Origin of the sequence: Halomonas sp. 707B3 (genome assembly GCF_024158645.1) — a bacterium.
GTDB classification, from domain to species: domain Bacteria; phylum Pseudomonadota; class Gammaproteobacteria; order Pseudomonadales; family Halomonadaceae; genus Vreelandella; species Vreelandella lionensis.
Window position 1 is genome coordinate 1 of the sequence record NZ_JAMZBE010000045.1, and the last position, 24,556, is coordinate 24,556.

22 protein-coding genes and 1 pseudogene are annotated in these 24,556 nt (G+C 57.1%); 11 read left to right on the plus strand and 12 right to left on the minus strand.

All coding sequences use genetic code 11. The annotated features are described in order from the left end of the window. From BIS10_RS08025 to BIS10_RS08040, 4 genes are all read right to left on the minus strand, one after another. Positions 1-296: DUF444 family protein (locus tag BIS10_RS08025; RefSeq protein WP_253504228.1), on the minus strand; the 296-nt coding region annotated here is incomplete at its 3' end. 71 nt (positions 297-367) lie between these two features. Continuing rightward, positions 368-2,290 (minus strand): PrkA family serine protein kinase, encoded by a 1,923-nt coding sequence (locus tag BIS10_RS08030; RefSeq protein WP_253504231.1) that lies wholly within the window; start codon positions 2,288-2,290, stop codon positions 368-370. 266 nt (positions 2,291-2,556) lie between these two features. After that, entirely contained in the window at positions 2,557-3,609 is a 1,053-nt protein-coding gene (locus tag BIS10_RS08035) for a low specificity L-threonine aldolase (protein ID WP_253504233.1), read from the minus strand. A 140-nt stretch (positions 3,610-3,749) separates the two neighbouring features. Continuing rightward, positions 3,750-5,771: an NADPH-dependent 2,4-dienoyl-CoA reductase gene (locus BIS10_RS08040; protein WP_253504236.1), complete on the minus strand. Its 2,022-nt coding sequence runs from the start codon at positions 5,769-5,771 to the stop codon at positions 3,750-3,752. Between the two features lie 218 nt (positions 5,772-5,989). On the opposite strand from BIS10_RS08040, the gene BIS10_RS08045 reads away from it, so the two are divergent. Together BIS10_RS08045 and BIS10_RS08050 are read left to right on the plus strand one after the other, a co-directional pair. Further along, a complete protein-coding gene (locus BIS10_RS08045; protein WP_083025747.1) occupies positions 5,990-6,907 on the plus strand; it encodes a DMT family transporter in 918 nt (305 codons plus the stop codon). Positions 6,908-6,950: 43 nt separating this feature from the next. After that, positions 6,951-8,519, plus strand: a complete 1,569-nt coding sequence (locus BIS10_RS08050) for a bifunctional GNAT family N-acetyltransferase/carbon-nitrogen hydrolase family protein (protein ID WP_253504238.1) — start codon at positions 6,951-6,953, stop codon at positions 8,517-8,519. Between the two features lie 112 nt (positions 8,520-8,631). Here the strand turns inward: BIS10_RS08050 and BIS10_RS08055 are convergent, their stop codons facing one another. The 4 genes from BIS10_RS08055 to BIS10_RS08070 form a co-directional block, all read right to left on the minus strand. After that, the gene (locus tag BIS10_RS08055) at positions 8,632-8,934 is read right to left on the minus strand and encodes an MGMT family protein (RefSeq protein ID WP_083025750.1); all 303 of its coding nucleotides are present in this window, start codon (positions 8,932-8,934) and stop codon (positions 8,632-8,634) included. Positions 8,935-8,963: 29 nt separating this feature from the next. Further along, positions 8,964-9,572, minus strand: coding sequence for an FMN-dependent NADH-azoreductase (locus tag BIS10_RS08060; protein ID WP_253504241.1), 609 nt, complete (start codon positions 9,570-9,572; stop codon positions 8,964-8,966). 187 nt (positions 9,573-9,759) lie between these two features. Next, positions 9,760-11,211, minus strand: a complete 1,452-nt coding sequence (locus tag BIS10_RS08065) for a sodium:alanine symporter family protein (RefSeq protein ID WP_253504244.1) — start codon at positions 11,209-11,211, stop codon at positions 9,760-9,762. Between the two features lie 135 nt (positions 11,212-11,346). Continuing rightward, complete coding sequence (locus BIS10_RS08070) at positions 11,347-12,210, minus strand: LysR substrate-binding domain-containing protein (RefSeq protein WP_083025754.1); 864 nt, start codon at positions 12,208-12,210, stop codon at positions 11,347-11,349. Between the two features lie 125 nt (positions 12,211-12,335). Between BIS10_RS08070 and BIS10_RS08075 the strand changes: the two genes are divergently transcribed. From BIS10_RS08075 to BIS10_RS08085, 3 genes are all read left to right on the plus strand, one after another. Next, the gene (locus BIS10_RS08075; protein ID WP_253504247.1) at positions 12,336-13,511 is read left to right on the plus strand and encodes a TauD/TfdA family dioxygenase; all 1,176 of its coding nucleotides are present in this window, start codon (positions 12,336-12,338) and stop codon (positions 13,509-13,511) included. 32 nt (positions 13,512-13,543) lie between these two features. Next, positions 13,544-14,482 carry an ABC transporter substrate-binding protein gene (locus BIS10_RS08080; protein ID WP_253504250.1) on the plus strand — a complete coding sequence of 313 codons (939 nt, stop codon included), beginning with the start codon at positions 13,544-13,546 and terminating at the stop codon, positions 14,480-14,482. A gap of 71 nt (positions 14,483-14,553) precedes the next feature. Next, a complete protein-coding gene (locus BIS10_RS08085; RefSeq protein WP_083025758.1) occupies positions 14,554-15,252 on the plus strand; it encodes a TVP38/TMEM64 family protein in 699 nt (232 codons plus the stop codon). 8 nt (positions 15,253-15,260) lie between these two features. Here the strand turns inward: BIS10_RS08085 and BIS10_RS08090 are convergent, their stop codons facing one another. Both BIS10_RS08090 and BIS10_RS08095 read right to left on the minus strand, forming a co-directional pair. Beyond that, positions 15,261-17,543, minus strand: a complete 2,283-nt coding sequence (locus tag BIS10_RS08090) for a glycosyltransferase (protein WP_253504253.1) — start codon at positions 17,541-17,543, stop codon at positions 15,261-15,263. A 43-nt stretch (positions 17,544-17,586) separates the two neighbouring features. Further along, the gene (locus BIS10_RS08095) at positions 17,587-18,015 is read right to left on the minus strand and encodes a secondary thiamine-phosphate synthase enzyme YjbQ (protein WP_083025759.1); all 429 of its coding nucleotides are present in this window, start codon (positions 18,013-18,015) and stop codon (positions 17,587-17,589) included. Between the two features lie 165 nt (positions 18,016-18,180). On the opposite strand from BIS10_RS08095, the gene BIS10_RS08100 reads away from it, so the two are divergent. Next, the gene (locus tag BIS10_RS08100) at positions 18,181-18,741 is read left to right on the plus strand and encodes a lipocalin family protein (RefSeq protein ID WP_392567163.1); all 561 of its coding nucleotides are present in this window, start codon (positions 18,181-18,183) and stop codon (positions 18,739-18,741) included. Positions 18,742-18,754: 13 nt separating this feature from the next. On the opposite strand, the gene BIS10_RS08105 is transcribed toward BIS10_RS08100, so the two are convergent. Beyond that, positions 18,755-19,672 (minus strand): LysR family transcriptional regulator, encoded by a 918-nt coding sequence (locus BIS10_RS08105; protein WP_253504256.1) that lies wholly within the window; start codon positions 19,670-19,672, stop codon positions 18,755-18,757. 130 nt (positions 19,673-19,802) lie between these two features. Here BIS10_RS08105 and BIS10_RS08110 point away from each other — a divergent pair, with 130 nt between their 5' ends. After that, positions 19,803-20,876, plus strand: a complete 1,074-nt coding sequence (locus tag BIS10_RS08110; protein ID WP_253504259.1) for a tartrate dehydrogenase — start codon at positions 19,803-19,805, stop codon at positions 20,874-20,876. A 94-nt stretch (positions 20,877-20,970) separates the two neighbouring features. Here BIS10_RS08110 and wrbA read toward each other — a convergent pair whose 3' ends face one another. Continuing rightward, a complete protein-coding gene (gene wrbA, locus BIS10_RS08115) occupies positions 20,971-21,570 on the minus strand; it encodes an NAD(P)H:quinone oxidoreductase (RefSeq protein ID WP_213262353.1) in 600 nt (199 codons plus the stop codon). A 228-nt stretch (positions 21,571-21,798) separates the two neighbouring features. Between wrbA and BIS10_RS08120 the strand changes: the two genes are divergently transcribed. The 4 genes and pseudogenes from BIS10_RS08120 to BIS10_RS08135 all read left to right on the plus strand — a co-directional run. Further along, on the plus strand, positions 21,799-22,239 hold the full coding sequence (locus BIS10_RS08120; RefSeq protein ID WP_253504262.1) for a hemerythrin domain-containing protein: 441 nt from the start codon (positions 21,799-21,801) through the stop codon (positions 22,237-22,239). A 205-nt stretch (positions 22,240-22,444) separates the two neighbouring features. Further along, the gene (locus tag BIS10_RS08125; RefSeq protein ID WP_253504265.1) at positions 22,445-23,431 is read left to right on the plus strand and encodes a succinylglutamate desuccinylase; all 987 of its coding nucleotides are present in this window, start codon (positions 22,445-22,447) and stop codon (positions 23,429-23,431) included. Positions 23,432-23,661: 230 nt separating this feature from the next. Further along, a complete protein-coding gene (locus BIS10_RS08130) occupies positions 23,662-24,432 on the plus strand; it encodes an ABC transporter ATP-binding protein (RefSeq protein ID WP_137094544.1) in 771 nt (256 codons plus the stop codon). Positions 24,433-24,451: 19 nt separating this feature from the next. Next, positions 24,452-24,556, plus strand: a pseudogene (locus tag BIS10_RS08135) (arginine ABC transporter permease ArtQ); the annotation flags it as partial.

A 24,556-nucleotide genomic window follows, 5' to 3' on the forward strand; every position in this document is an offset into this window, starting at 1 on the left:
CCATTACCGCCCCCCTGGCCCGCCGGGCGACGAATCTTATCCCCCTCCAGAAACTCCTTATTACCCGGCGAGACGATATTGCGCGCCCCGCCCGGCCCGTGCTGAAACACGGGCTCTGAAATGTCCTTGGCAGGAATCGAAATTTTCTCGCCACGCTCCATGTCGGTGATGGAGCGGCGGTTGACCGCCTCCTCCACCGAGCGCTTGATGTGCTTGCGATAACGCTCCAAGAAGCGCTGCCGATTGACCGCGCTCTTGTGCTTAGCGTTAGGTCTGCGATCAATAAAGTAGGTCATTCGACCTCCTCAACACCTCGATCTTGAGCGCCGACTCTTGGCGCTCTTGTATGCGGGCCAACAGCGGCCCGCTACTGAGACTTCCGCACGCGCAGGTACCATTCGGAGAGCAGGCGCACCTGTTTTTCGGTATAGCCACGGTCCACCATGCGCGCCACGAAATCCTCGTGCTTTTTCTGATCCGACTTCGACGCTTTGGCATTGAACGAGATCACCGGCAACAGCTCTTCGGTGTTGGCAAACATCTTGTGTTCGATGACGCCTTTCAGCTTCTCATACGACTGCCAGCTAGGGTTCATACCGTTGTTTTGCGCCCGCGCCCGCAGCACAAAGTTCACTACTTCATGGCGGAAGTCTTTCGGGTTGGAGATACCTGCCGGCTTCTCGATCTTCTCAAGCTCCTCGTTCAGCGACTGGCGATTAAGCAGCTCACCGGTTTCGGGGTCACGGTACTCCTGATCCTGGATCCAGAAGTCAGCATAGGTCACATAGCGGTCGAAGATGTTTTGGCCGTACTCGCTGTAGGACTCGAGATAAGCGGTTTGAATCTCCTTGCCGATAAAGTCCACATAGCGCGGGGCCAGAAACTCTTTGATAAAGCCCAGATAGCGCTCGAACACCTCGGAAGGCAGCTGCTCGCGCTCCAGCGCCTGCTCCAACACGTACAGCAGGTGCACCGGGTTGGCTGCGACTTCGGTACTGTCGAAGTTGAACACCTTCGAGAGAATTTTGAACGCAAAGCGGGTAGAGAGCCCTTGCATACCTTCATCGACCCCAGCTGCATCGCGGTACTCTTGAATCGATTTGGCGCGTGGGTCGGTGTCTTTTAAATTCTCACCGTCATACACCCGCATTTTTGAGTAGATACTGGAGTTCTCCGGTACTTTAAGCCGCGACAGCACCGAGAACTGCGCCAGCATGCGCAGCGTATCTGGCGCGCAGGGCGCTGCATTCAGCGAGGAGTCCTCCAACAGTTTCTGATAAATCTTGATCTCTTCCGACACCCGCAGGCAGTAAGGCACCTTGACGATATAGACGCGGTCCAGGAAGGCCTCGTTGTTACGGTTATTGCGGAACGCCTGCCACTCAGATTCATTCGAGTGAGCCAGAATGACGCCGTCAAAGGGAATCGCGCCCATGCCTTCCGTGGGGTTGTAGTTACCCTCCTGGGTGGCGGTAAGCAGCGGGTGGAGCACCTTGATGGGTGCCTTGAACATCTCCACGAACTCCATCAGACCCTGGTTGGCGCGGCACAGCCCGCCAGAGAAGCTGTAGGCATCCGGATCGTCTTGGGAGTAAAGCTCCAGCTGACGAATATCGACTTTGCCGACCAGTGACGAGATATCCTGGTTGTTCTCGTCCCCCGGCTCAGTTTTGGAAATGGCAATTTGATTCAGCCGCGATGGGTAGAGGCGCACCACCCGGAACTGGGAAATATCACCACCGTACTCTTTTAAGCGTTTAGCCGCCCAGGGCGACATCACGCTGCGCAGGTAGCGCCCGGGAATGCCGTACTCTTTCTCCAGCAGTTCCCCATCCTCCTCGGGGGAGAAGAGCCCTAAAGGAGACTCATAAACAGGCGAGCCTTTAATGGCGTAGAAAGGGATACGCTCCATTAACAGCTTCAAGCGCTCGGCCAGTGACGATTTACCGCCACCGACCGGCCCCAGTAGATAAAGAATCTGCTTGCGCTCTTCCAAGCCTTGGGCCGCGTGGCGGAAGTACGCCACGATTTGCTCAATGGCTTCTTCCATCCCATGAAACTCGGCGAAAGCGGGATAGCGGCGGATCACCTTATTCGAGAAAATACGTGATAGACGCGGGTCTTTCGCCGTGTCGATCACTTCAGGCTCGCCTATCGCTTCCAGCATGCGCTCGGCGGCGCTGGCATAAACCTTGGGGTCACGGCGACAAAGCGCCAAGTACTCCTCAAGGCTCATGTCCTCTTGCTGAACGCGGGCAAATCGGTCTTGAACGTGATCAAAGATGCTCATGGAACTCTCCTGTGGCCCATCCCCAGCAGCAACCGCCCAGCCAGATCCCTTAAGCGGCGTGCAATTCGAGGTGTCGCTCTATCAGCGTAGTCAGCATTAGCAAAAAGTGATGACTAAACCTTCAACGCAGCGCTGTTAACGATATGAGCACAGCAACAGGGGTTTAGTTGCGTGAAATGTTGTGGCAACTCCACAACGCAACGCGCCGCCTGAGAAGGCGGCGCTTGAGAGCTTAACGTCAGAGCAGTTTTTAGCGGCGGTATTGTTCAAGCACGAACGTCAAGCACGGCTTTCACATCTGCCAACAGCTGGTCCAACAATTCAACGGTAGTGTTCCAGGCGCAGACAAACCGTGCCCCGCCTGCACCAATAAAGGTGTAGAAGGTCCACCCTTTGGCTTTCAACGCTTCGATAGCGTGAGGAGGTAATTCAACGAACACACTGTTGGCCTGGGTGGGGAACATCAGCGACACGCCGGGCAGCGCTTGTAGCCCTTCCGATAAGTAGCGCGCCATGGCATTGGCATGTTCGGCATTCGTCAGCCAAGCACCGCTTTCCAAAAGGCCTAGCCAGGGCGCTGATATATAGCGCATTTTTGACGCCAGCTGTCCCGCCTGCTTACAGCGATAAGAGAAATCTTCCGCCAGCTCACGGTTGAAGAACAGAATTGCCTCGCCAAATGCCAAGCCATTTTTGGTGCCTGAGAAACACAGCGCATCGACACCGACCTGCCAGGTCAACTCTGCGGGTGAGGCGTTCAAGCTGGCACAAGCGTTGGCAAACCGTGCTCCGTCCATGTGTAAGCGCAGGTCGTGTTTATCCGCCGTGGCGCGAATGGCCAGCAGCTCTTCGCGGGAGTAAACAGTGCCCACTTCGGTGGCTTGAGTGAGCGATACCACCTTCGGTTTCGGGTAGTGGATATCGCTGCGCTTGGTCACTAGCGCTTCAATCCCTTGCGGCGTGAGTTTGCCGTTCGCTCCCGGCGAGGTCAGCAGCTTGGCACCGTTGGAGAAAAACTCCGGCCCACCACACTCATCGGTTTCAATATGCGCCAGCTCATGGCAAATCACGCTATGGTAGCTGCGCCCCATCGCGGAGAGCGCCAGTGAGTTGGCTGCAGTGCCGTTGAACACGAAAAATACGTCGCAATCGTAGTCGAACATTTCACGAAAACGGTCGGCGGCACGGGCGGTCCAGCGGTCGTTGCCGTAGGCTAAATCATCGGCCTGATTGGCTTCGAGTAAGTACTGCATCGCCTCCGGGCAGATACCGGAGGTGTTGTCACTGGCTAAAAATCGTGGGGTACACTCCGAGGGCATGACGATAATCCTTTTGTCTGACGGTCGTGCGGCGCAGGCTGGGTGCCACCCGCGCCTTAAATCCCTAACGTGGCTTAGTAGTTAGGGTGATCCATCAGTCTATCGCCATTTTAGCGTTAACGTCACGCCCCCTATACGCGTTACAGCGAGGCCGCCAGCCGAGTCCCTTGATCAATAGCGCGCTTGGCATCCAATTCGGCCGCTTCATCTGCGCCGCCAATCACATGCACACGGCTACCCGCTTGGGCCAGCGGCGAAATCAAGTCGCGTACCGACTCTTGGCCTGCGCACACCACAATGGTGTCCACCTCGACCACCTGCTCTTGCCCTTCGCGGCGGATGTGTAAGCCTGCATCGTCGATGCGCACATACTCGCAGCCGGTCAGTGTTTCTACGCCACGCTGCTTTAACGAGGCGCGATGCACCCAACCCGTGGTTTTACCCAGGTTTTTGCCTGGCTTAGAGCTTTTTCGCTGCAGCATCACAATGCTGCGCGGTGAACGTGGCGGCTGCGGCGCTTTTAAGCCGCCCCGTTCGCCCACTGCTAAATCCACACCCCACTCATCGCACCATGCGGCCACCTCCATGGCGGGGTGCCCCTCGTGGGAAAGCAGCTCCGAAACATCAAAACCAATGCCGCCTGCCCCAATCACCGCTACACGCTTGCCTACTTGTTCAGGCTGTTCAATGGCGTCTGCATAGCTCAGCACGCTGGGGTGGTCTGCCCCGGGTAGCGCCAGTTCACGGGGCACCACCCCCGTGGCAATCACGATCTCCTCAAAATTCGCCAGGGCATCTACAGTGGCTTCGGTGTTTAAGCGCACGTCCACCGCATGCTTTTCGAGCATGACGCGGAAGTAGCGTAGTGTTTCGTTAAACTCTTCTTTACCGGGGATTTTACGGGCGTAATTGAACTGCCCGCCCAGCTCGCTGCGCCGCTCAAAGAGCACCACGGCATGCCCACGACTGGCCGCCGCTACTGCTGTGGCAAGCCCCGCTGGGCCGCCGCCTACCACCGCTACCCGCTTAGGTGTTTGCGCAGGCGCCAGGGTGATCTCGGTTTCGTGGCAGGCACGGGGGTTGACCAAGCAGGAAGTCAGCTTGCCCATAAAGGTGTGATCCAAGCAGGCCTGGTTACAGGCGATGCAGGTATTGATCTCCTTCGCCAAGCCCGCCTCGGCTTTACGCACCCACTCGGGGTCAGCCAAAAACGGACGCGCCATCGACACCATATCCGCATGGCCGTCTGCCAGTACCCGCTCGGCCACCTCCGGCATATTGATGCGGTTGGTGGTAATCAGCGGAATCGACAGCGCCGCGCGAATGCGGCGGGTGACTTCAGTAAACGCCGCCCGTGGCACGCTGGTGACAATGGTGGGCACCCGCGCCTCGTGCCAGCCAATGCCGGTATTGATGACGTTCGCGCCAGCGGCTTCAATGGCCTGGCCCAGTTGAACTACCTCTTCCCAAGAACTGCCCTCTTCCACCAGATCGATCATCGAGAGGCGGAAGATCAGCAGGAAGCGCTCGCCAACGGCTTGGCGAATACGCTTGACGATCTCGACAGGGAAACGCATACGCCGCTCAAAATCGCCGCCCCAGTCGTCGTCACGCTGGTTGGTGCGGCGGCAAATAAACTGGTTGATCAAATAGCCTTCCGAGCCCATCACCTCAACGCCGTCGTAGCCCGCCTGCTGGGCGAGCGTAGCGCAGCGAACATAGTCGGCAATCTGCTGCTCTACCTCTTCACTGGAGAGCGCTCGGGGGGTGAACGGGTTGATGGGGGCTTGCAGCGCCGAGGGGGCCACCAGCTCTGGTGAGTAAGCGTAGCGTCCGGCGTGCAAAATTTGCATGCACAGGTGCCCACCGGCTGCATGTACCGCGTCGACAACGTGGCGGTGCTCCGCCACTTGAGACTCCTCTGTCAGCGCATTGGCACCTTGAAATACCGCCCCTTCGGCATTGGGCGCAATGCCACCCGTCACAATCAAGCTGACCCCTGCACGCGCGCGCTCTGCATAGAACGCTGCCAAGCGCTCAAAGCCATTCGGCGCTTCTTCTAAATTGGTGTGCATGGACCCCATCAATACGCGGTTAGGCAGCGTTAAATGCCCCACGGTTAATGGACGAAATAGGTGCGGATAAGCTGGCGCTTGGTGCATCACGGCGCTCCTTCACTGTTATTAGTACGGCGGGCGTTCAATGGCTTGCCACTCATATTCAAACAAGCGTATGACATAGCACTGGCTACGTACAGACTTTTACCACGCAACTGTATCGCCTTTTTATCCAGACGATGGTCGCTATATCGACCACTTTCCCCCTTGCCCCTAGAGGCAAAGCGCGTCACATTAACCGGCTAACGATAAGGGAATGTGCTATGCCATTGATTTACTTTTTACCGCCGCTGGCCACCGTGCTGATTTGGTCCGGCAATATGACCATCAATCAGCTCTCGGTAGGCGCCATCGCTCCCAGCAGTATCGCGTTTTTGCGCTGGCTGCTCGCCCTCGCAGTCATGACGCCCTTTGTGCTGCCGGCCGTACTGCGTCACAAAGATGAGATCGTGCGTAACTGGCCAAAGCTAGCTCTGCTAGGGCTTTTAGGGATGGGGCTATGGCAGGGGCTGGCTTATGTCGCCGCTGAAACTACCACCGCCACCAATATGGGCATTCTTGCAGCAATGGTGCCGCTGCTCACGGTGCTATTGAGCGCGCTAATTTTGAAGGAACCACCTACATTAGGCGGTGTCGTAGGCGGCGTGCTCGCCTTTATTGGCGTCACTGTGCTGCTTGGCCGCGGCAACCCGCTTTCCCTGCTGCAATTACAGGTGGCCCAGGGCGATGCGCTGATGGTCGTTGCTGCTACCTGCTACGCGCTTTATGGCGTGATGCTCAAGCGCTGGTCGATGAACCTGCCGCCATGGGTGATGCTCTATGCCCAGGTCTGCTTTGCCGTGCTGTTCCTGCTGCCACCCTACTTGATGGGCCCCATGACGCCGGTAGATGGACAAAACATCTGGCTGATCTTGTACGCAGGCATTCCTGCTTCCGTTATTACCACGTTCTTGTGGATGCGAGCGGTCCGTCAAATCGGCGCTAACCAGGCGAGTATCTTTATCAACCTGATGCCGCTATTTAGCGCGCTGATTGCCATGGCGTTACTGGGTGAACAGGTATCGGGGTTCCACTTTATGGGTGGGCTGTTAATCCTTGCCGGGGTGATCATGGCGCAAACGCTGACACGTCCGTTGGTACGCGCGGCAGCCGCCCGTAAAACGCAAAGCGTACAGCAGTGATACAATAGGCCAACTTCATTTAATGAATGGGAACCCCTGACCTATGTCCCTAGAAGAACTGCACCTTAATCTGCGTAACCTTACCAGCGACGACTACGAGCAGCTGAAATCGCTGATGGACGCGGTGTATCACGATATTGGTGGCGCTTGGCCTAAGCACACCATCGATAAGCTGATCCAGGAGTTTCCCGACGGCCAGATTGCCATTGAAGACGACGGCGTACTGGTGGGCGTCGCCCTCACCGTGCAGGTGGATTACGACGAATTCTCCAACCCGCACAAGTACGACGACCTGATTGGCCATCGTGAAATTATCCTGAACGATCAGGAAGGCGATGCCATGTACGGGCTGGATGTGCTGATCCACCCGGACTACCGTGGCTACCGCCTGGGCCGCCGCCTTTACGAAGCACGCAAAGAGCTGTGCCGCTCGCTTAACCTGCGCGCCATTCTCGCGGGCGGGAGGATTCCCGAGTACCACCAGCACGCCAGCGAGCTAACCCCGGCCCAGTACATCGACAAAGTCTCCCGTAAAGAGATTTACGACCCGATTCTATCGTTCCAACTGGCGAATGATTTCCAGGTCAAGCGCCTACTGCGCAAGTACCTGCCGGAAGATGAGCAGTCCCGTGGCTATGCCACGCTGCTGGAGTGGAACAACATCCTGTTCGAGCCAGCAGAGAACGTGCTGGACACTCGCCCAACGCAGGTGCGAGTCGGTGCGGTGCAGTGGCAAATGCGTGAGTTCGCTTCTGTTGAAGCAGCACTTCAACAGATTGAGTACTTCGTGGATGCGCTGTCGGATTACCAAAGCGACTTCGCCGTCTTCCCAGAGCTATTCAATGCGCCACTGATGGGTCTGCAGGATCGCGCCGCCCAGCAAGATCAACTGGGTGCTATTCGATTCCTGGCGGGCTTTACTGATCGCTTCAAGAGCGAGCTGTCGCGGATGGCGGTCTCTTATAACATCAATATCGTCGGCGGCTCGATGATCGAGGTGGGCGAAGATGACCGCCTCTACAATGTGGCCTATCTGTTCCACCGGGATGGTGAGGTAGAGAAGCAGTCAAAGCTGCATATCACACCACAAGAGCGTCGTGACTGGGTAATCGAAGGTGGCGATAATCTGCAGGTCTTTGATACCGACGCAGGCCGTGTAGGTATTCTGATCTGTTATGACGTGGAGTTCCCAGAGCTGGGCCGCCTGCTGGCTGACCAGGATATGGATATTCTCTTCGTACCGTTCTGGACCGATACCAAAAACGGCTACCTACGGGTGCGCCACTGCGCCCAGGCACGCGCCATCGAAAATGAGTGCTACGTGGTGCTATGCGGTAGTGTCGGCAACCTGCCGTCCATCGAGAACCTGGACATTCAGTACGCGCAGTCGGCGGTGTTCACGCCATCCGACTTCGCGTTCCCCCACGATGCAGTGCTAGCCGAAACGACGCCCAACACGGAGATGATCTTCTTCTCTGATTTGGACCTAACGCGCCTGACCGTGGTGCGTGCCGAAGGCTCGGTCACCAACCTCAAAGACCGCCGTAAAGATCTGTTCAATCTGCGCTGGCGCGACTGGTCGTGGAAGTCCGGCGGTAAGCAGGAAGACTAAGGGCCAGTCACCCGACACGACTGCGCATAAAAAACGCCGCCCAAAAACCGGGCGGCGTTTTACCATTTACAACTCACTATTAACCGCTTACAAATCGCCATTCATCACAAAGCTACTCATCCGGCCACACAAGATGACGCGGCACTCTGCCTTTGGCATCGAACGCTACGCCCTCGGCGCGCAGCTTTTCGTGCTGGCGTGCCGCGCCACCATGGTCAGCCAGCTTTAGCGACGCCGCGATAACGCGGTGCCAGGGCAACTGGTGGCCATCGGGCAGGTGACGCATGGCCGAACCCACCATGCGCGCGGTGGCTCCCTCGGTCATCTTGGCAATGCGCCCGTAGGTCGTCACCCGGCCCGCCGGAATTTGATCGACAATGGTGTAAATCTGTTCGAGCAGTTCCGGGCGTGGCATGACAACCTCGTTTGGCTTATGGCGTTGCTTTAGAGCGCTTCGACTAGCTGATCAATGGCTTGGAAGGCTTCTTTCATCGCGGCATCGCGGTGAGCGTCGCCCATGTTCAAACCTTCAGCAAACACCACTTCCACATCGCTAATGCCCATCAGGCCCAACATGGTTTTCAGGTGCGGCGTTTGGCTATCAAACTCGGTGCCCGCATATTGACCGCCACGAGCAGCCAGAATAATCGCTCGTTTGCCTTCGATCAGCCCCTGCGGGCCGTTTTCAGTGTAGCGGAAAGTTTCACCGGCGCGCAGCACGCGGTCAAACCACGCTTTCAGCTGGGAGGGAATGCCCAGGTTGTACATTGGGACCGCAAGTACCAGCACGTCGTTAGCGCGCAGCTCCGCCAACAGCTCATCAGAGTGAGCAGCCAATGCCTGTTGCTCAGCGGTGCGCTCTTCAGCCGGGGTCTGCCAAGCGCCCAGCTCTTCAATAGCAAGGTGCGGCAGCGCGTTGGCAACGACATCGCGGTGGGTAACAGCAACGCCATCACGTGCAGCGGTTTGCTGTTGAAAATGGCTCGCCAGCGCATTGGACTGGCCATTGTCGCCGAGGATAGAAGAGGTCACTAACAGGGCACGAGTGGTCATGAAAATTCCTTAAAAATCAGAGAGAAGGTTAGGCGCTATTCTACGGCGCTTTTGGCGAAGCAAAAGCGCAACGTTTTCCGAGTTTCATTCGACAAAATCGAATTATCCTGCGCCACGCAAAAGCCCCGCTCCACGCTGCACTTTGGCATCGTCGAGCGGGGCATTTAGCGCGTTTAACTCGTGCCTGTTACTTCTGCTTGGGCCACGCCTTGGGGTCGACCTTTTTGGCCAGTTTCGGGAACTGGCTAGGGTCGAAGACCGGCTCTTTACCCGCCTTGAGCTGCGTGTCGTAATCTTTGAACAGCGCAAAGGCAATGGGCGATAGCAGCAGAATCGCCACCAGATTGATGATCGCCATCATGCCCATGGAGAGATCCGCAAAATTCCAAATCGCGCCAAGGCTGGCTAAGGAACCCACCATGATCATGCCCAGCACGGCAAAGCGGTAAATCATCACCGCCACCGGCGCACGGCGGCCCGCCAGATACTCAATGTTGGATTCGCCGTAGGAGTAGTTAGCAATCACCGAGGTGAAGGCAAATAGCAAAATAGCGATGGCAACAAACATGCCGCCCCAGTCTCCTACGTGGCTGGAGAGCGCCATCTGCGTTAGCTGGATACCGTTGCTGTTCTCACCTGCCAGCAGCTCCGGCCCAGCCATAATGATGATTGCTGCCGTCGCGGTACAGATCACCAGGGTATCCAGAAAAACACCCAGCATTTGAATGAAGCCCTGGGCCGCCGGGTGATCCGGGCGGGTGCTAGCGGTAGCGGCGGCGTTAGGCGCAGAGCCCATGCCCGCTTCGTTAGAGAACAAGCCGCGCTGAATACCGTTCATGATTGCTTGGGAAATGGCATAGCCCATCGCACCGCCGGCCGCCTGCTCGATACCAAAAGCGCTCTGCACGATCGTCATAATGGCAGCAGGCAGGTCGCTGATATTAAGCGCCACAACGACCAGCGCCAAGATCAGGTACAGCAGCGCCATCAGCGGCACCACTAGCTCAGCGACTTTCGCAATCGACTTTAAGCCGCCGAAAATAATCGGCGCGACGATGGCCATCAAGACAAACCCCATGGCCCAGGTGGGAATGGCAAATGCCTGCTCCATGGCCTGGGCGATGGAGTTGGCCTGTACGCTGTTGAACGCCAGCCCAAACGCAATAATCAGGCAGATCGAAAACAGCACCGCTAGCCAGCGCAGCCCCAGGCCGCGTTCGATGTAGCGCGCCGGGCCACCGCGAAAGGTGTTATCGCCATGGTCGGTTTTGTACGCCTGGGCCAGCGTGGATTCTACAAAGCTGGTGGCCATACCCACCATGGCAGTCATCCACATCCAAAAAATCGCGCCTGGGCCGCCGAAATAGATCGCTACCGCAACACCCGCCAGATTCCCCGTGCCAACCCGTGCCGCTAAGCTGGTCGAAAGCGCCTGAAACGACGAGATACCGCCGCTGGATTCCCGAGAGCTGCGCAGCAGCTTGAACATATGTCCGAAATAACGAATTTGAATAGCACGGGTCATGACCGTGAAATAGAGGCCAGCACCGATGAGCAGGTAAATCAGCACGCTGCCCCATAACAGCCCATTGCCGCGATCCACCATCGCGGTCAACAGGGGAGGAAGAGTAAAATCCATACCAAACACGCCTTTTTTAAAATAAAGAAGGCGCATCATTCTTCACGGTTGCACCAAAATGGCAAGAAAAAGGGCAAATTTCATGCTTTACAGTCATAAACACTGTATTGATACCCAAAGCTAATCGAATAACGCTTAGCGTGCTCCCGCCAGCCATTCCCACACGTCTGCGGCTTCATCGCTAACTTGGCGCTTGCTGGGCCGCACCAACCAAAAGCGCTCGTCGCTGGGTACAACAATATCGAAGGGGGCCACCAAATCCTCACGCTGCTCCAACAGTCGACGGTGCGTGAGCGCTACCCCGCCGCTCTGGCTGGCGAGCGCCAACGTCATTACCTGATTATCGCAGGTCAGCGACAGGCACTCCGCCTCCAAATGGGCAATCCCCGCCGCCTGCAGCCAGCCGGGCCAACCGACGCCAAAGCCCACCGCGTGCAGCAGCGTGTGCCCTGCTAGATCCTCAGGTGTGGTTAAGGTACGGGCCAGAGCCGGTGAGCATACTGGCAGCAGCTGCTCGTCGCCCAGAGGCAGCATCTCTACCCCTCCCCACTCGCCGCGGCCATAGCGAATTTCAATATCTGCTCCTTCCGGGCCAAAGTCGTCAGGCCAAATAGCGCTCACCAAGCGCAGCAGAATATGCGGCTTTTGCCGATGCAGCGTCACCAGCCTTGGCGCAAGCCAGGATTGCTGAATCACCGGCGTGGCCCGTAGCGTCACCGGCTGTTCGCTGGTCACACCAAACACCTCTGAAGTGCCTTCACTAATCCGTGAAAACGCATCGTGAATGCTGGGCAGCCACGCCTGCCCGGCAGGCGTCAGGGTCAGGCTCCGCGCGTGGCGAACGAACAGTTTTTGGCCCAAGCGATCCTCCAGCAGCCGAATACGCTGGCTGATGGCGGCTTGGGTCACACCTAACTCATGGCCCGCCGCGGTAAAGCTCAACGTCCGGGCGGCTGATTCAAAGGCCTGTAGCCATAACAGTGGGGGTAATTGGCTCATGAAAAAGCTACCTATAAATTAAACAAGGTCTTTGGGGCCAGATTAATCGTTTGTCACTGCACAGAGGACTCCGCATCCTAATAGAAACATTCAACAACATGTCATCAACCTACAGCGAGGCCTTTATGACCAGCGCACTAGCAGCGACGGAAAAGCGTTCACCCCCTCAAATGAGTGAACTCACGCCTTATGAACACGGCCCGGCACTCAGCGATGCCACGCTCACCGATAGCAGCCTTGCGCTGACCTGGGAAGACGGCACTCACACAACGCTGCCACTGCTATGGCTGCGCGACCACTGCGCCTGCGCCCAGTGTCGCCATCCGCAAACCCGCGAGCGCCTCTACCTACCGCTAGACGATATCGAACAGGCACCCAGCGTTACCCTGGCAGATGGCCACCTCTATTTACAGTGGCAGGATGGTCATGTGAGCGCCTTTCATAGCGGCTGGCTTTACCAGCGCCGCCCTGAGGCGACGCGCTTTTCTGCACTGCCCGCCCCGCAGCCGTGGCGCGACGACTTCTTCCCCGAAGGCGTTCGCCACGCCGACTTTCTGACCCCAGAAGGCGAGAAAACTTGGCTGACCGCCATGCTACGCGACGGCTTGGCGCTGGTCACCGACGCGCCGCTGGTGGAAGAGGAAGTCAGCCGCCTTGCCGAGCGCATTGGCCCGCAACGCGCCACCAACTTCGGCGGGCGCTTTAATGTTCGCTCCAAGCCCAACCCCAACAACGCGGCCTATACCGCTGTCGGGCTACCGCTGCATATCGACTTGCCCAACTGGCAGCAGCCGCCGGATATTCAACTGCTCTACTGCCTGCAAAACGACGCCAGCGGTGGCGAGTCGCTGTTTGCTGATGGTGCCCGAGTGATCAATGCCCTGCGCGAACAGGACCCGGAAGCGCTCGTTATTCTCAGCGAAACGCCCATCGATTTTCGCTTTCAGGACGACACCCACGATATCGCCATCAAAGCCCCAGTGATCACCCTAGATAGCCAAGGTGAGCTGGTGGAGATACGCCTTAATAACTGGATACGCGACACCCTCCACCTGCCCGCTGAAAAAATGGCCGCTTGGTACCGCGCTTATAAAGTGCTGTGGCAACTCTTCCACAGCGACGCCCATCAGTTGGAGTTCACCTTAAAACCGGGCCAGATGGTGGCGTTCGATAATCGTCGCGTGCTTCACGGCCGCCGGGAGTTCGATCCCAATAGCGGTGCTCGCCATCTTCAGGGCACCTATCTAGACCGCGATATGCTGGCTTCGCGCCTGCGTGTTCTCGCTCGTACCACCGCGTAATCACAATAACCTAAGCAAGGAGATCCCCTTCCATGACGCGTTTAACCCGTCCACTCGTTTCTACGATTGCCCTAAGTTTGGCAGGCGTTACCACCCAAGCCGCCCTTGCCGATGACGCCACGCTCGATTTCGGCGTCCCGGCTTGGCCCGGTATTACGGTAAAAACCGAAATTGCCGAGCAGCTCCTTAACCCGTTGGGCTACGACACTCAAACCCACGAAATCGGCCTGCAGGTGATCTACCAAGGCATGGAAAGTGGCGACGTCGACGCCTTTTTAGGCGCTTGGCTACCCGCACAAAAAGAGATGTTCGAACCGCGCAAAGCCTCTGGCGTGCTCACCGATGTCGCCAACAACGTCGATGGCGCTCAGATGACGCTGGCCGTACCGGCGTACCTGCATGAGCGCGGCATTCAAAGCTTCGCGGATTTAGATGAACACCGTGATGAGTTCAACGGCCAAATTCATGGCTTTGGCGCAGGGTCGGCGGCGAGTGAGATTCTCCATAACGCGATTGATAACGACACTTGGGGACTGGGCGACTGGAGCTTAGTGGATACCAGCGAAGTGGGCATGCTCTCCGCCGCTCAAGATGCGATTTCCAGAGAAGAGGCCATTGTGTGGGTCGGTTGGACGCCCCACTGGATGAACCTTAAGCTGCCCATGCGCTACCTGGAAGACCCAGAAAACCTGTTCGGTGAGAACAACGGCGAAAGCGACGTACGCACCCTACTGCGCAGCGACTACGCCGATGCCCACCCGGCGCTGGTTACCTTCTTTGAGCAGTTTAGCTTTACCGCCGACGAGCAGAGCTGGATGATCCAAGCCTTTGGCCAAGAGGAGCGTGACCTTGCCGAGGTGGCCCAGCAGTGGATCAACGACCACCCCGAGCGCGTGGAAGCCATGCTGGCCGATGTGACGACCACCGAGGGTGACGCTGCCTGGCCTGTCATTGAAGCGCGCCTACAATAACGCGTTCGTTCACCCCACCGCCGCAGTGGCGTATGCTATTGCTCTTTTGCCAAACAGGCGGTGGGGATGGAATGTCACGGACGTTGCTAAAAGGGCTAGGCTTACTGATCGCGCTGGTGATACTAGGTGTGATGTGGCGCTACCTGCAGCAGCAAGGGCTGCTGACCCAGGCGCATCTTAAAGAACTCACCACCACCATTAGCCAGTGGCAGCAAGCACCCTGGATGTTCGCAGCGGTTATTGCTGTTTATATCAGCTCGCTGTTAGTGATGTTCCCACTTAGCCTGTTAGTGGTGCTGACTGGCCTGCTATTTGGGCCGGTGTGGGGCTTAGCCTACGCCACCTTGGGTACGCTGAGTTCCTCGGTGGTCTCTTACTGGGTGGGCCACTGGCTAGGGCGAGACGCGCTGATGCGCTACGGGGGCCGCCACCTGCGCGGCCTCTCCGGCTACCTTTCTAAACGCGGCATCCGCACCATGACGGTGATTAACCTGCTGCCGCTCGCCCCGTTCACACTGACCAATATGCTTGCGGGGGCGTTTCATCTTAATTTCCGCGACTACATGATTGGCTCCACCCTCGGCATTGTGCCAGGGCTGGCAGCGGTCATCCTGCTAGGCAGCCAGTTGGGTGCGCTGTTTACTGCCGCATCAAGGCAAGAACTGGCACTCGCGGTAGCAGGCTTATTGGCGGGAATGGGCCTGCTTTGGCTGCTCAAACGCGTGGCCACCGCGCGTACCGCCGCCAAGGGCAAGCGCGATCACGCCTAATATCGGCGTTAGTTCGTTTGCTCCACGCTTGTTTGAGTTTTACTAGAGTAGTCCTGATTAGAGTAATACTTGGCCAGCACCTCCGCATAAAAATGCGCTACGGCACCGGCAAACTTGGCAATATCGTAGTCAGCGGAGAAGGTTTTTGCTTGGCTGCCTAGAGTATCGCGTAGTGCCTCATCCTCTGCCAGTTCCACCACACGCTGCCCCCACTTCTGGCGGTTCTGCGGCGTTTTAAAACCGTTGTAGCCGTCTCGTACGACATCATCAATTCCACTGGAGCGAACAGCGACCACCGGCAGCCCAGCGGCCATGGCCTCTAAAATCACCATGCCCTGGGTTTCCGAAGTGGAAGCAAACACAAACATATCCCCCAAGTGATAGTAGAGCGCCATCTCCTCTGGTGGCACGGCGCCTACTAACGTCACCTGCGCTTCCAAGCCCAACGTTTCAATCTGCTGCTGAATCGCCTGCCGGTCCGGCCCATCGCCTACCAGCAACAGGCGCAGCGATGTTTGCTCCTGGCGCTTTAGCTCCGCCAGCGCTTCCAACATAAAGCCAATGTTCTTCTCTTTGCTGATGCGGGATACGCTCACCAGCACTGTGTCTGCGGGGTCGATAGCCAACTGCTCGCGTAACGACGTAAGCGCTTCCTCATTGGCATAGGCAAAGCGCGCCGTATCAATCCCAGTGGGCTGTACCAGCGAGGGGGTTTTTACACCGATCATACGCAGGTACTCCTCTGCCGAGTAGGTCGGCACAATCACCCCTTGGCAGCGATTAGAAAAGTGTTTGATCAGGTAGTGAGAAATCAGATTGCGAAACAGCGCACCCGGTAGCGGCACAAAATGAGCGTAGTGCTCCAACCGGGTGTGGTAGGTATAGATGACCGGCACCTTAAGCCTGCGCCCCATCCATAGCCCCATCGACCCCAGCCAGAACGGGTGATGAACATGGATCACGTCGGGTTTGAACTCACGCAGGCAGCGGCGAAAACGCGCGCTAAACGGATTCGTTAAGCGAAACTCACGTTTCTCACCAAACGCCATTAGCGTAGGAACCCGTAGAATGGTGTCATCATCCTGCCACGGCTCCCGGTAGCGAGGCACCAGCAGCTGAATACGGTGGTTAAGGTCGCTAAGCCCCTGGCGAAGTCGCTCCACAGAGACCGACACCCCAGAGACAAATGGAAAGTAGTTATTCGATACCATCGCCACCCGTAGGCTTTTTTCCAGATAGGGTGTTGGGTCGATATCGAAGTCGGGATAGTAGTGGCGCTCTTCAAAAATCAGCCGGTATAGGCGCATGGCAAGCAGGGTTAACAGCCCGACAATTAGCAAAAACCGCGGATAGCTGACGTAAAAGAAGGCATAAATTGTCGATCCCACGCTGCTCAGCATGCGCCACCAGCCGGGACGGTCGACGTTTAGCCGCACGGGCGAAATGCCCACGCTGCCGCCCGCGACTTCCACCACCACATAGTGATGAAAGCTCTCATCAGCATCCAGCAGCAGGCCACCTGCGCCCCCCGTGGTGACATAGTTCACACCGTTAACGGTTTGCTGGGCGTACAAAGAGAGGTTTGCGGAGAACACCGTATCAACCCGGTAGCGCTCGGCTAGGCGCATAATGCCATCGCCAAGCCGTGGGTCGTTAAGATAGTTATCTTCTTCAAACAGCGGGGCATCCTGAATCACGTTGTGCAGCGGCAAGCCCACAAACAAAAAGCGGTGCGGCGCTTCCGAAGCGGCAAGCTCACGCTCCAGCCAATCTAGCTGCCAAGAGGTCGATGATTTGCCCGTACCATCTAGAAAGATAAAGTGGCTATTGCCCGCCACAAACGAGTAAAAGTGCGGGCCGAAGTAGTCGTAAAACAGATAGCTGCCGAAATCGCTATCCTCTTTTTCACCGTAGGTCAGCAGGTACGGCATGTTGAGCAGCTCCAGGCTATGGTAGATCGCCTGATAGCTCTCCTGCTGGCCTCCGCTCACCGCGTTGCCTGCCGATACCATAAAGTCGATATCACCTTGGTTTAGCAGCGGAATAATCTCGTCTTGAAACACGTTCACCGAGTTATTGATATTGCCTACCACCGCAAACCGATAGGCGTCACGCCCCTCTAGCCGCTCGCGTATATCCGCAACCTCCACCGTGTGCAGTGACTCAAACTCAGGCTCAGCGACATAGAGCCATACCTGATGAGCAATTAACCCAGCCACCAGCGTAAGGTTGAGAGCAAAAAACAGCCTCAACCAGCGTTGTCGGGAGAGGCGAAAAAAACGTTGGGGCATGGTGGGGCACTTACTTCAAAAAGACATCAGAAAAAGGCGATTGCTAAGATTCAGCACAGCCATTCAGCGTGGCCAGCAGGCGACGTGAACCGCCATGCTCGCGATGCTCACCTAACCATACCCCTTGCCAGGTGCCAAGGGCTAAGCGGCCATCGCGCACCGCTAGGCTAAGCTGAGTTCCCAGCAGGCTAGAAGCAACGTGCCCTGGCATATCGTCGGGGCCTTCCAAAGTATGGCGAAAATAGTTCAGCCCTTCCGGCACCAAACGGCGAATAAAAGCATCCATGTCGTGGCGAACGTCTGGGTCGGTATTCTCATTAAGCGTTAACGAGGCAGAAGTGTGCATGAGCTGCAAGTGCAGCAGCCCCTGATGGCAATCCGCCAAGCAGGGCAGCGCTCTGGCGATCTCGTCGGTAATGAGGTGAAAGCCCCTGGGCATTTCCGGTAAGTGAATCTCTTGTTGATGCCACATAGTCACTCCTTTGTTATCAGCATTGTAAGAGGATACGGTAACAGACATACCATAGCCTATTTCCTCTGCTTGCCGTGTAGCACCCAACAGGGAACCATGGCACGCAGTGCCCCACACTGATAGATTTAACGTTTATTGTTCAAGTGTTCACCAAGGAGCGAGATGATGAAATCCGCATGGCGGCCAAGGAGCATGGCCACGCTGGCAGCGGTTGCCGCTACCGGCACACTGCTGATCGGCTGCACCGGTATTCCCGATGGCACCGAACCTGTCACTGGTTTTGAGCTAGAGCGCTATTTGGGCGAGTGGTACGAAATTGCCCGCTTGGATCACTCCTTTGAAGAGGGGTTGGACTGCGTCACGGCTACCTACAGCCTGCGCGACGATGGCGGCGTTAAGGTAATCAACCGAGGCTACAACCTGGAAGAGCAAGCCTGGGATGAAGCCGAGGGGCGCGCCTACTTTATTGATGATGAGAGCGTTGGGCGGCTGAAGGTCAGCTTCTTTGGCCCGTTTTACGGCGGCTATAACGTCCTTGAATTAGATGATGACTACCAATGGGCTCTGGTGGCAGGCCCCAACCGCGACTACCTATGGATTCTAGCCCGCACGCCAACCCTTGAAGGCGACGTGGAGCAGCGCCTGCGCCAGCGCGCCGCCGAGCTGGACTTCCCCACCGATGAACTGATTGACGTGGTGCAGGACCAAACCTGCCCAGGCCGCTAGCGCACCCCGCACGTCAGCCATTGGGCAAGGCGGGCACCCTGCCCGCCATTTCCCGCTGTAAAAAATCAATGAAGGCACTAATGCGCGTCGGTATATGGCGGCGGTGCTCAAACACCGCGTAAAAGTCAGCGCGCACGCCCTGCCAATCCGGCAGCAGCGTGTGCAGCGCGCCGCTGGCGAGATGCTCGTTCACATCCCACCAGGAGCGCAGCATCACGCCATGGCCATCCAGCGCTAAGCGAGTAATCACCTCGCCGTCGTTACTGGCCAGTTGCCCGCTAACTTTCACCGCTTGGCGCTGCGACGAGTGGCGATGCTCAAACCGCCAAAGCGGGAAGTCGCTATCATTTTCACGAATCACCAGGCAGCTGTGTTGGGCAAGATCGCTCGGCACGTTCAGCGCGGGCATCTTAGCCATATAGCTTGGCGAGGCGCACAGCACCCGCCGGTTGGGCAAAATACGCTTGGCGACTAGGCGCGAATCCGGCGGCTCGCCAATGCGAATCCCCACATCAAAACCGTGATCGCTTAAATTGAGCGGGAAATTCGTCAGTTCCAGCCAGCTCTCTATGGCCGGGTGTTCTGCGCAAAAGTGTGAGAGCAGCGGCGCAATATGCCGCCTGCCAAAGCCAAAGGTCGCGTTGACCCGCAGCCGTCCGGTGAGCCCTTGGCTCGCGGTATCGCTGAGTGCGCTTTCCAGCGTTTGCAGCTCTTCTAAAATCAGCCCACCTTGAGTGAGATAGCGCTCCCCCTCAGCGGTCAGCGTCAAGCGGCGAGTAGTACGCGCCGCCAGCGTCACGCCAAGCCGGGCTTCTAGCTGCTTCAAGCGCTTGCTGACGGCCGAGAGTGACAGCCCCAGCTCTCGGGCGGTAGCGGTTAAGCTCCCTGCCCGGGCCAACTGCTGAAAAAAGGCGAGGTCATCCAGCATCATGGGATTCTTCACTTTAAGGCAACAATAGCTTGCATAGTAGCCTGATTATCTCGTCGCCAACAGGCGCTACACTCATACTACGGAAACACGCCCTGCTATTTTGTGACGTCTAATAAAACAAGGAGCCCCCATGGCCCATCGTATTGCAGTCATCGCTGGCGACGGTATCGGTACCGAAGTGATGCCCGAAGGCATCCGCGCACTAGAAGCCACCGCCAAGCGCTTCAATATCGACCTGGAATTCACCACGTTTGAGTTTGGTAGCTGCGACTACTACCTGGAACACGGCAAGATGCTGCCCGACGACTGGTTTGAGCAGCTCAAAGGCTTTGACGCGCTGTTCTATGGAGCGGTGGGCTGGCCAGAAAAAGTACCGGACCATATTTCGCTATGGGGTTCGCTGCTGCAATTCCGTCGTCAATTCGACCAGTACATCAACCTGCGCCCCTGCCGGTTAATGCCTGGCATTAAAAGCCCGCTGGCGGGCCGCAAGCCCGGCGATATCGACTTTTACGTAGTGCGTGAGAACACCGAGGGCGAGTACTCCAGCGTCGGTGGCAAAATGTATGAAGGCACCGAGCGTGAAATCGTCATTCAGGAAACGGTGATGAGCCGTACCGGCGTTGACCGCGTGCTGAAGTACGCCTTCGATCTAGCGCAAACCCGCCCGCGTAAAAAGCTTACCTCGGCCACGAAGTCCAACGGCATCTCCATCACCATGCCCTACTGGGATGAACGCGTGGCCGAGATGGCCAAGCAGTACCCAGAGATCGCCGTGGATAAGTTCCACATTGATATTTTGACCGCCAACTTTGTGCTGCACCCGGACTGGTTCGACGTGGTGGTAGGCAGCAACCTGTTTGGCGATATTCTTTCCGACTTAGGCCCGGCCTGCACCGGCACCATCGGCATTGCGCCCTCCGCCAACATCAACCCGGAAGGCAAATTCCCCAGCCTGTTTGAGCCGGTACACGGCAGCGCGCCGGATATCGCCGGTAAAGGCATCGCCAACCCCATCGGCCAAATCTGGTCTGGGGCGATGATGCTGGAGCACTTGGGCTATAAAGAAGCGGGCGATGCGATGGTCGATGCCATTGAAGCGGTGCTGAGCGAAGGCGATAGCCAAGTGCTTACCCGCGATGTAGGCGGCAAGGGCACCACGGAAAGCTTGGGCAAAGCCATTGCCGAGCGGATTGGCGGCTAATCTCCCTATAAAAACAACGCCCCATAACGAGCAACGCCTCGCTGCATTAACAGCGAGGCGTTGTTCTTTTTCAGCCAGAATTTGCAGCTAACGATTAACTCGCCAACTTAGCGGCAATCTCAGCCACGTGTTTACCCTGGAAGCGGGCGATTTTCAGCTCGCGGTCATCCGGCTGGCGGGAGCCATCGCCACCGGCCAGCGTCGCGGCACCATAGGGCGTACCGCCGCTTACTTTCGAAATATCAAACTGCTCTTCAATGCCGTAGCCAATCGGCACGATGACCATGCCGTGGTGGGCCAGCGTGGTCCAGGTAGACGTAATGGTCATCTCATCACCGCCGCCGGTACCGGTTGATGTAAATACGCTCGCCACCTTGCCACGCAGCGCGCCGTTGGCCCATAAGCCACCGGTTTGGTCGAGGAAAGTACGCATCTGGCCGGCCATGTTGCCAAAGCGAGTGGGCGTGCCGAAGATGATGGCATCGTAATCCGCCAGCTCTTGGGGCGTGGCTTCCGGCGTGGTGAAATCCTGCTTGCCGCCCGCGTTTTTGAACGCTTCTTCCGGCATAGTTTCGGGCACGCGTTTTACCGTCACCTCTACGCCATCAACTCCCTTTGCACCTTCCGCCACAGCGGCTGCTAAGGTATCGATATGTCCATACATGGAATAATAAAGTACCAGTACCTTCGTCATTACTCACTCCTTTGCACATGCATTCAAGCATCAGACAGGTTGCCCACGGCGGGCAGTGAAAACTCATTAAAACATAGCGCAGTTAAGCGTAGATAAAAGCGAATGTTTTCGACGCCGCGCTTCGATTTCATCGATGTGCCGACCTTGCACTTTTGCCACTTCGGCACTAATTTTCTTGTATCGTTTTTACGACAAGTTTCATTCACGTATAACGCCAAGGAGTCCGGCATGACGATTTTCGAAGCACTGCGCAAAGACCACGATATTCAGCGAGACCTGCTGGCACGCTTGGTAGAAACCCATGGTGACAGTGAAGAGCGCGACACCCTGTACCAGCAGGTGCGTGCCGAGCTGAAGTACCACGCCAACGCCGAAGAGCGCGCGCTGTATGTCCCCATGATGGATATCGACCTTACCCAAGAAAAAGCGCGCCACAGCGTGGCCGAGCACCACGAGATCGATGAGCTGATCGAACTGCTAGACGACACCGATTACAGCGCCAGCCACTGGCTCACCCATGCCAAACAGCTTCAGCATTTGGTAACGCACCACCTTGATGAGGAGGAGCAAGAGGTATTTCAGCTAGCGGGCCGTGGCTTACAGGAGAATCAGAAATCATCGCTGGCAAAAGAGTACCAGGAGGAGATGCAGCGACAGCGGGCAGGCTAAATGAACCTCACAGCGCTATGGAAATAAGAGCACCAGTGATCAAAGCGCTTGTGGCGATGAGCCATGAGCGCTTTTTTTTACCGGCAACTTTCATCATCCCACCGGCCATTTTCACGCGAACGACGCTTCCCCTTGTGAACAGCCGCGAGCGTGGTTAAAGGTAGAAGCATAAAAAAAGCGAATGCCCATGCTTAAGGACACTTTCATGCTAGGCCAATGGCTCGACTGGACGCTTGACGGCGAACGCCCTTCCCCGCGCATCGGCCGCTTTCCCAGCGGCACTTACCACCTTCACGGGCCGGGTATTTTAGAACTGACGCCCAACATTCTGCGTCCTGGCGCGCAGGCATGTATTTTTTCTGCCGCCATCCACGGTAATGAAACAGCGCCTGTGGAGCTTGTTGGCGAATGGCTAAGCGCCCTCGAAGCAAGCACCGAACAGCTCGGCGCGCCGGTTCTGGTCATCTTGGGCAACATACCCGCGTTGAAAGCTCAGCAGCGCTTCATCACGACTAATTTAAATAGGCTGTTCAAACGCGGGCTGGACGAACAGGGCAGGGAACCGGACCGGGCGCGGGAATTGATGGAAGCGGTCGATGCGTTCTACGCCCGCCACCACGCGTTACCCAAACTACACTACGACCTGCACACCGCCATACGCGGCAGTTTGTACACGCGCTTTGTGGTAGAGCCCTATGCAGAAACGGCCACCAATGCGCAGCAGTGGGCATGGTTAGCGGCCGCCGATATGCAGGCGGTGCTGCATCAGCATCAACACAGCTGGACCTTCTCTCACTACAGCAAACACTACCACCACGCCCAGGCGTTTACGTTTGAGCTTGGCCGCGTTGCCCCGTTTGGCGAGAACGACATGGCCGCCCTGGCGCCAATGTTAACCCTGCTTAATAAGCTAGGCGCCGGCTACGAGCCGCCCCAACAGCCAGTCGAGTCGATGGTATTTTTCCGAGTGAAGCACGAGCTCATGCGCCAAGCAGAAAACTTTAGCCTCTGCTTTGCCGACGATGTGCCTAATTTCAGCCGCTTTGAACCCGGCACCTGCCTGGCTAAAGATGAGGTAGCAGGCGACTTCGTGGTGGAAGAGACGCCGCTGCACGTGGTATTTCCCAATGCCCAAGTCGAAATCGGGGCACGAGCAGCTCTGCTAGTGGTACCCAGTCACGCCATCGCGTGACCTGCCGCCCATGAGTGGCACCGACTAGCATCCATAAAGACGCTTTTATAACAACAACGTAAAGGGGCTATCGGGACATACAGCAACATACCAAGACCAATGTCGCCCTGATAAAGTACGCGCATTTGGCACAGTCCTGATAGAATCGCCCCTTTTTTCGCGCCAGCCGCACACACGCACGACGAATTCATTTGTTGCTGCTGCGGCAACCCTGTACTGGAGCCTAAGTTATGGCCGCTACGCCTACTCCCCTTGAAGTGCGCAATATTAAAAAGCGCTTTGGCGATACAGAAGTCCTCAAAGGCCTCTCTCTGGAAGCCCAAAAAGGTGACGTCATCACCCTCATTGGTGCCTCAGGGTCAGGCAAAAGCACCTTCTTGCGCTGCATGAACCTGCTGGAACAGCCGGACGACGGCGAACTGTACGTTCACGGCGAGCAAATCCGCTTTAAAACCACCAAGCACGGCCGCGAGCCAGCGGACTGGAAACAGGTGGTTCAAATGCGCGCCAAGCTCTCCATGGTGTTCCAGAGCTTCAACCTATGGGCGCACATGACGCTTTTGGAAAACATCATCGAAGCACCGATTCACGTGCTCGGCAAGCCGAAAAAAGAGGCCATTGAGCACGCCCACGCACTGCTGGACCGCGTAGGGCTTAGCGCTCGCGCCAACGCCTACCCGGCACAAATGTCCGGCGGCCAGCAGCAGCGCGGCGCGATTGCCCGGGCGCTGGCCATGAACCCTGAAGTGATGCTGTTTGACGAGCCGACCTCAGCGCTCGACCCGGAACTGGTGGGCGACGTGCTGAAGGTCATGCGTGACCTGGCCGATGAGGGACGCACCATGGTCGTGGTCACCCACGAAATGAGCTTTGCCCGCGACGTTTCCAGTAAAGTCATCTACTTGCATCAGGGCTTGGTAGAAGAGCAAGGGGCTCCCGACGATGTACTCGGTAACCCACAGTCACCGCGCCTGAAGCAGTTCCTGGCTCCCAAATACTGATCCGCGAGGCACCCACACCATGCTCGATTTGCAAGGTTACGGCCCCCGCCTGATCGAAGGGGCGGGCGTTACCATTCAACTGGCCGTTCTGTCGCTGATACTGGCGGTTATTCTTGGTCTACTC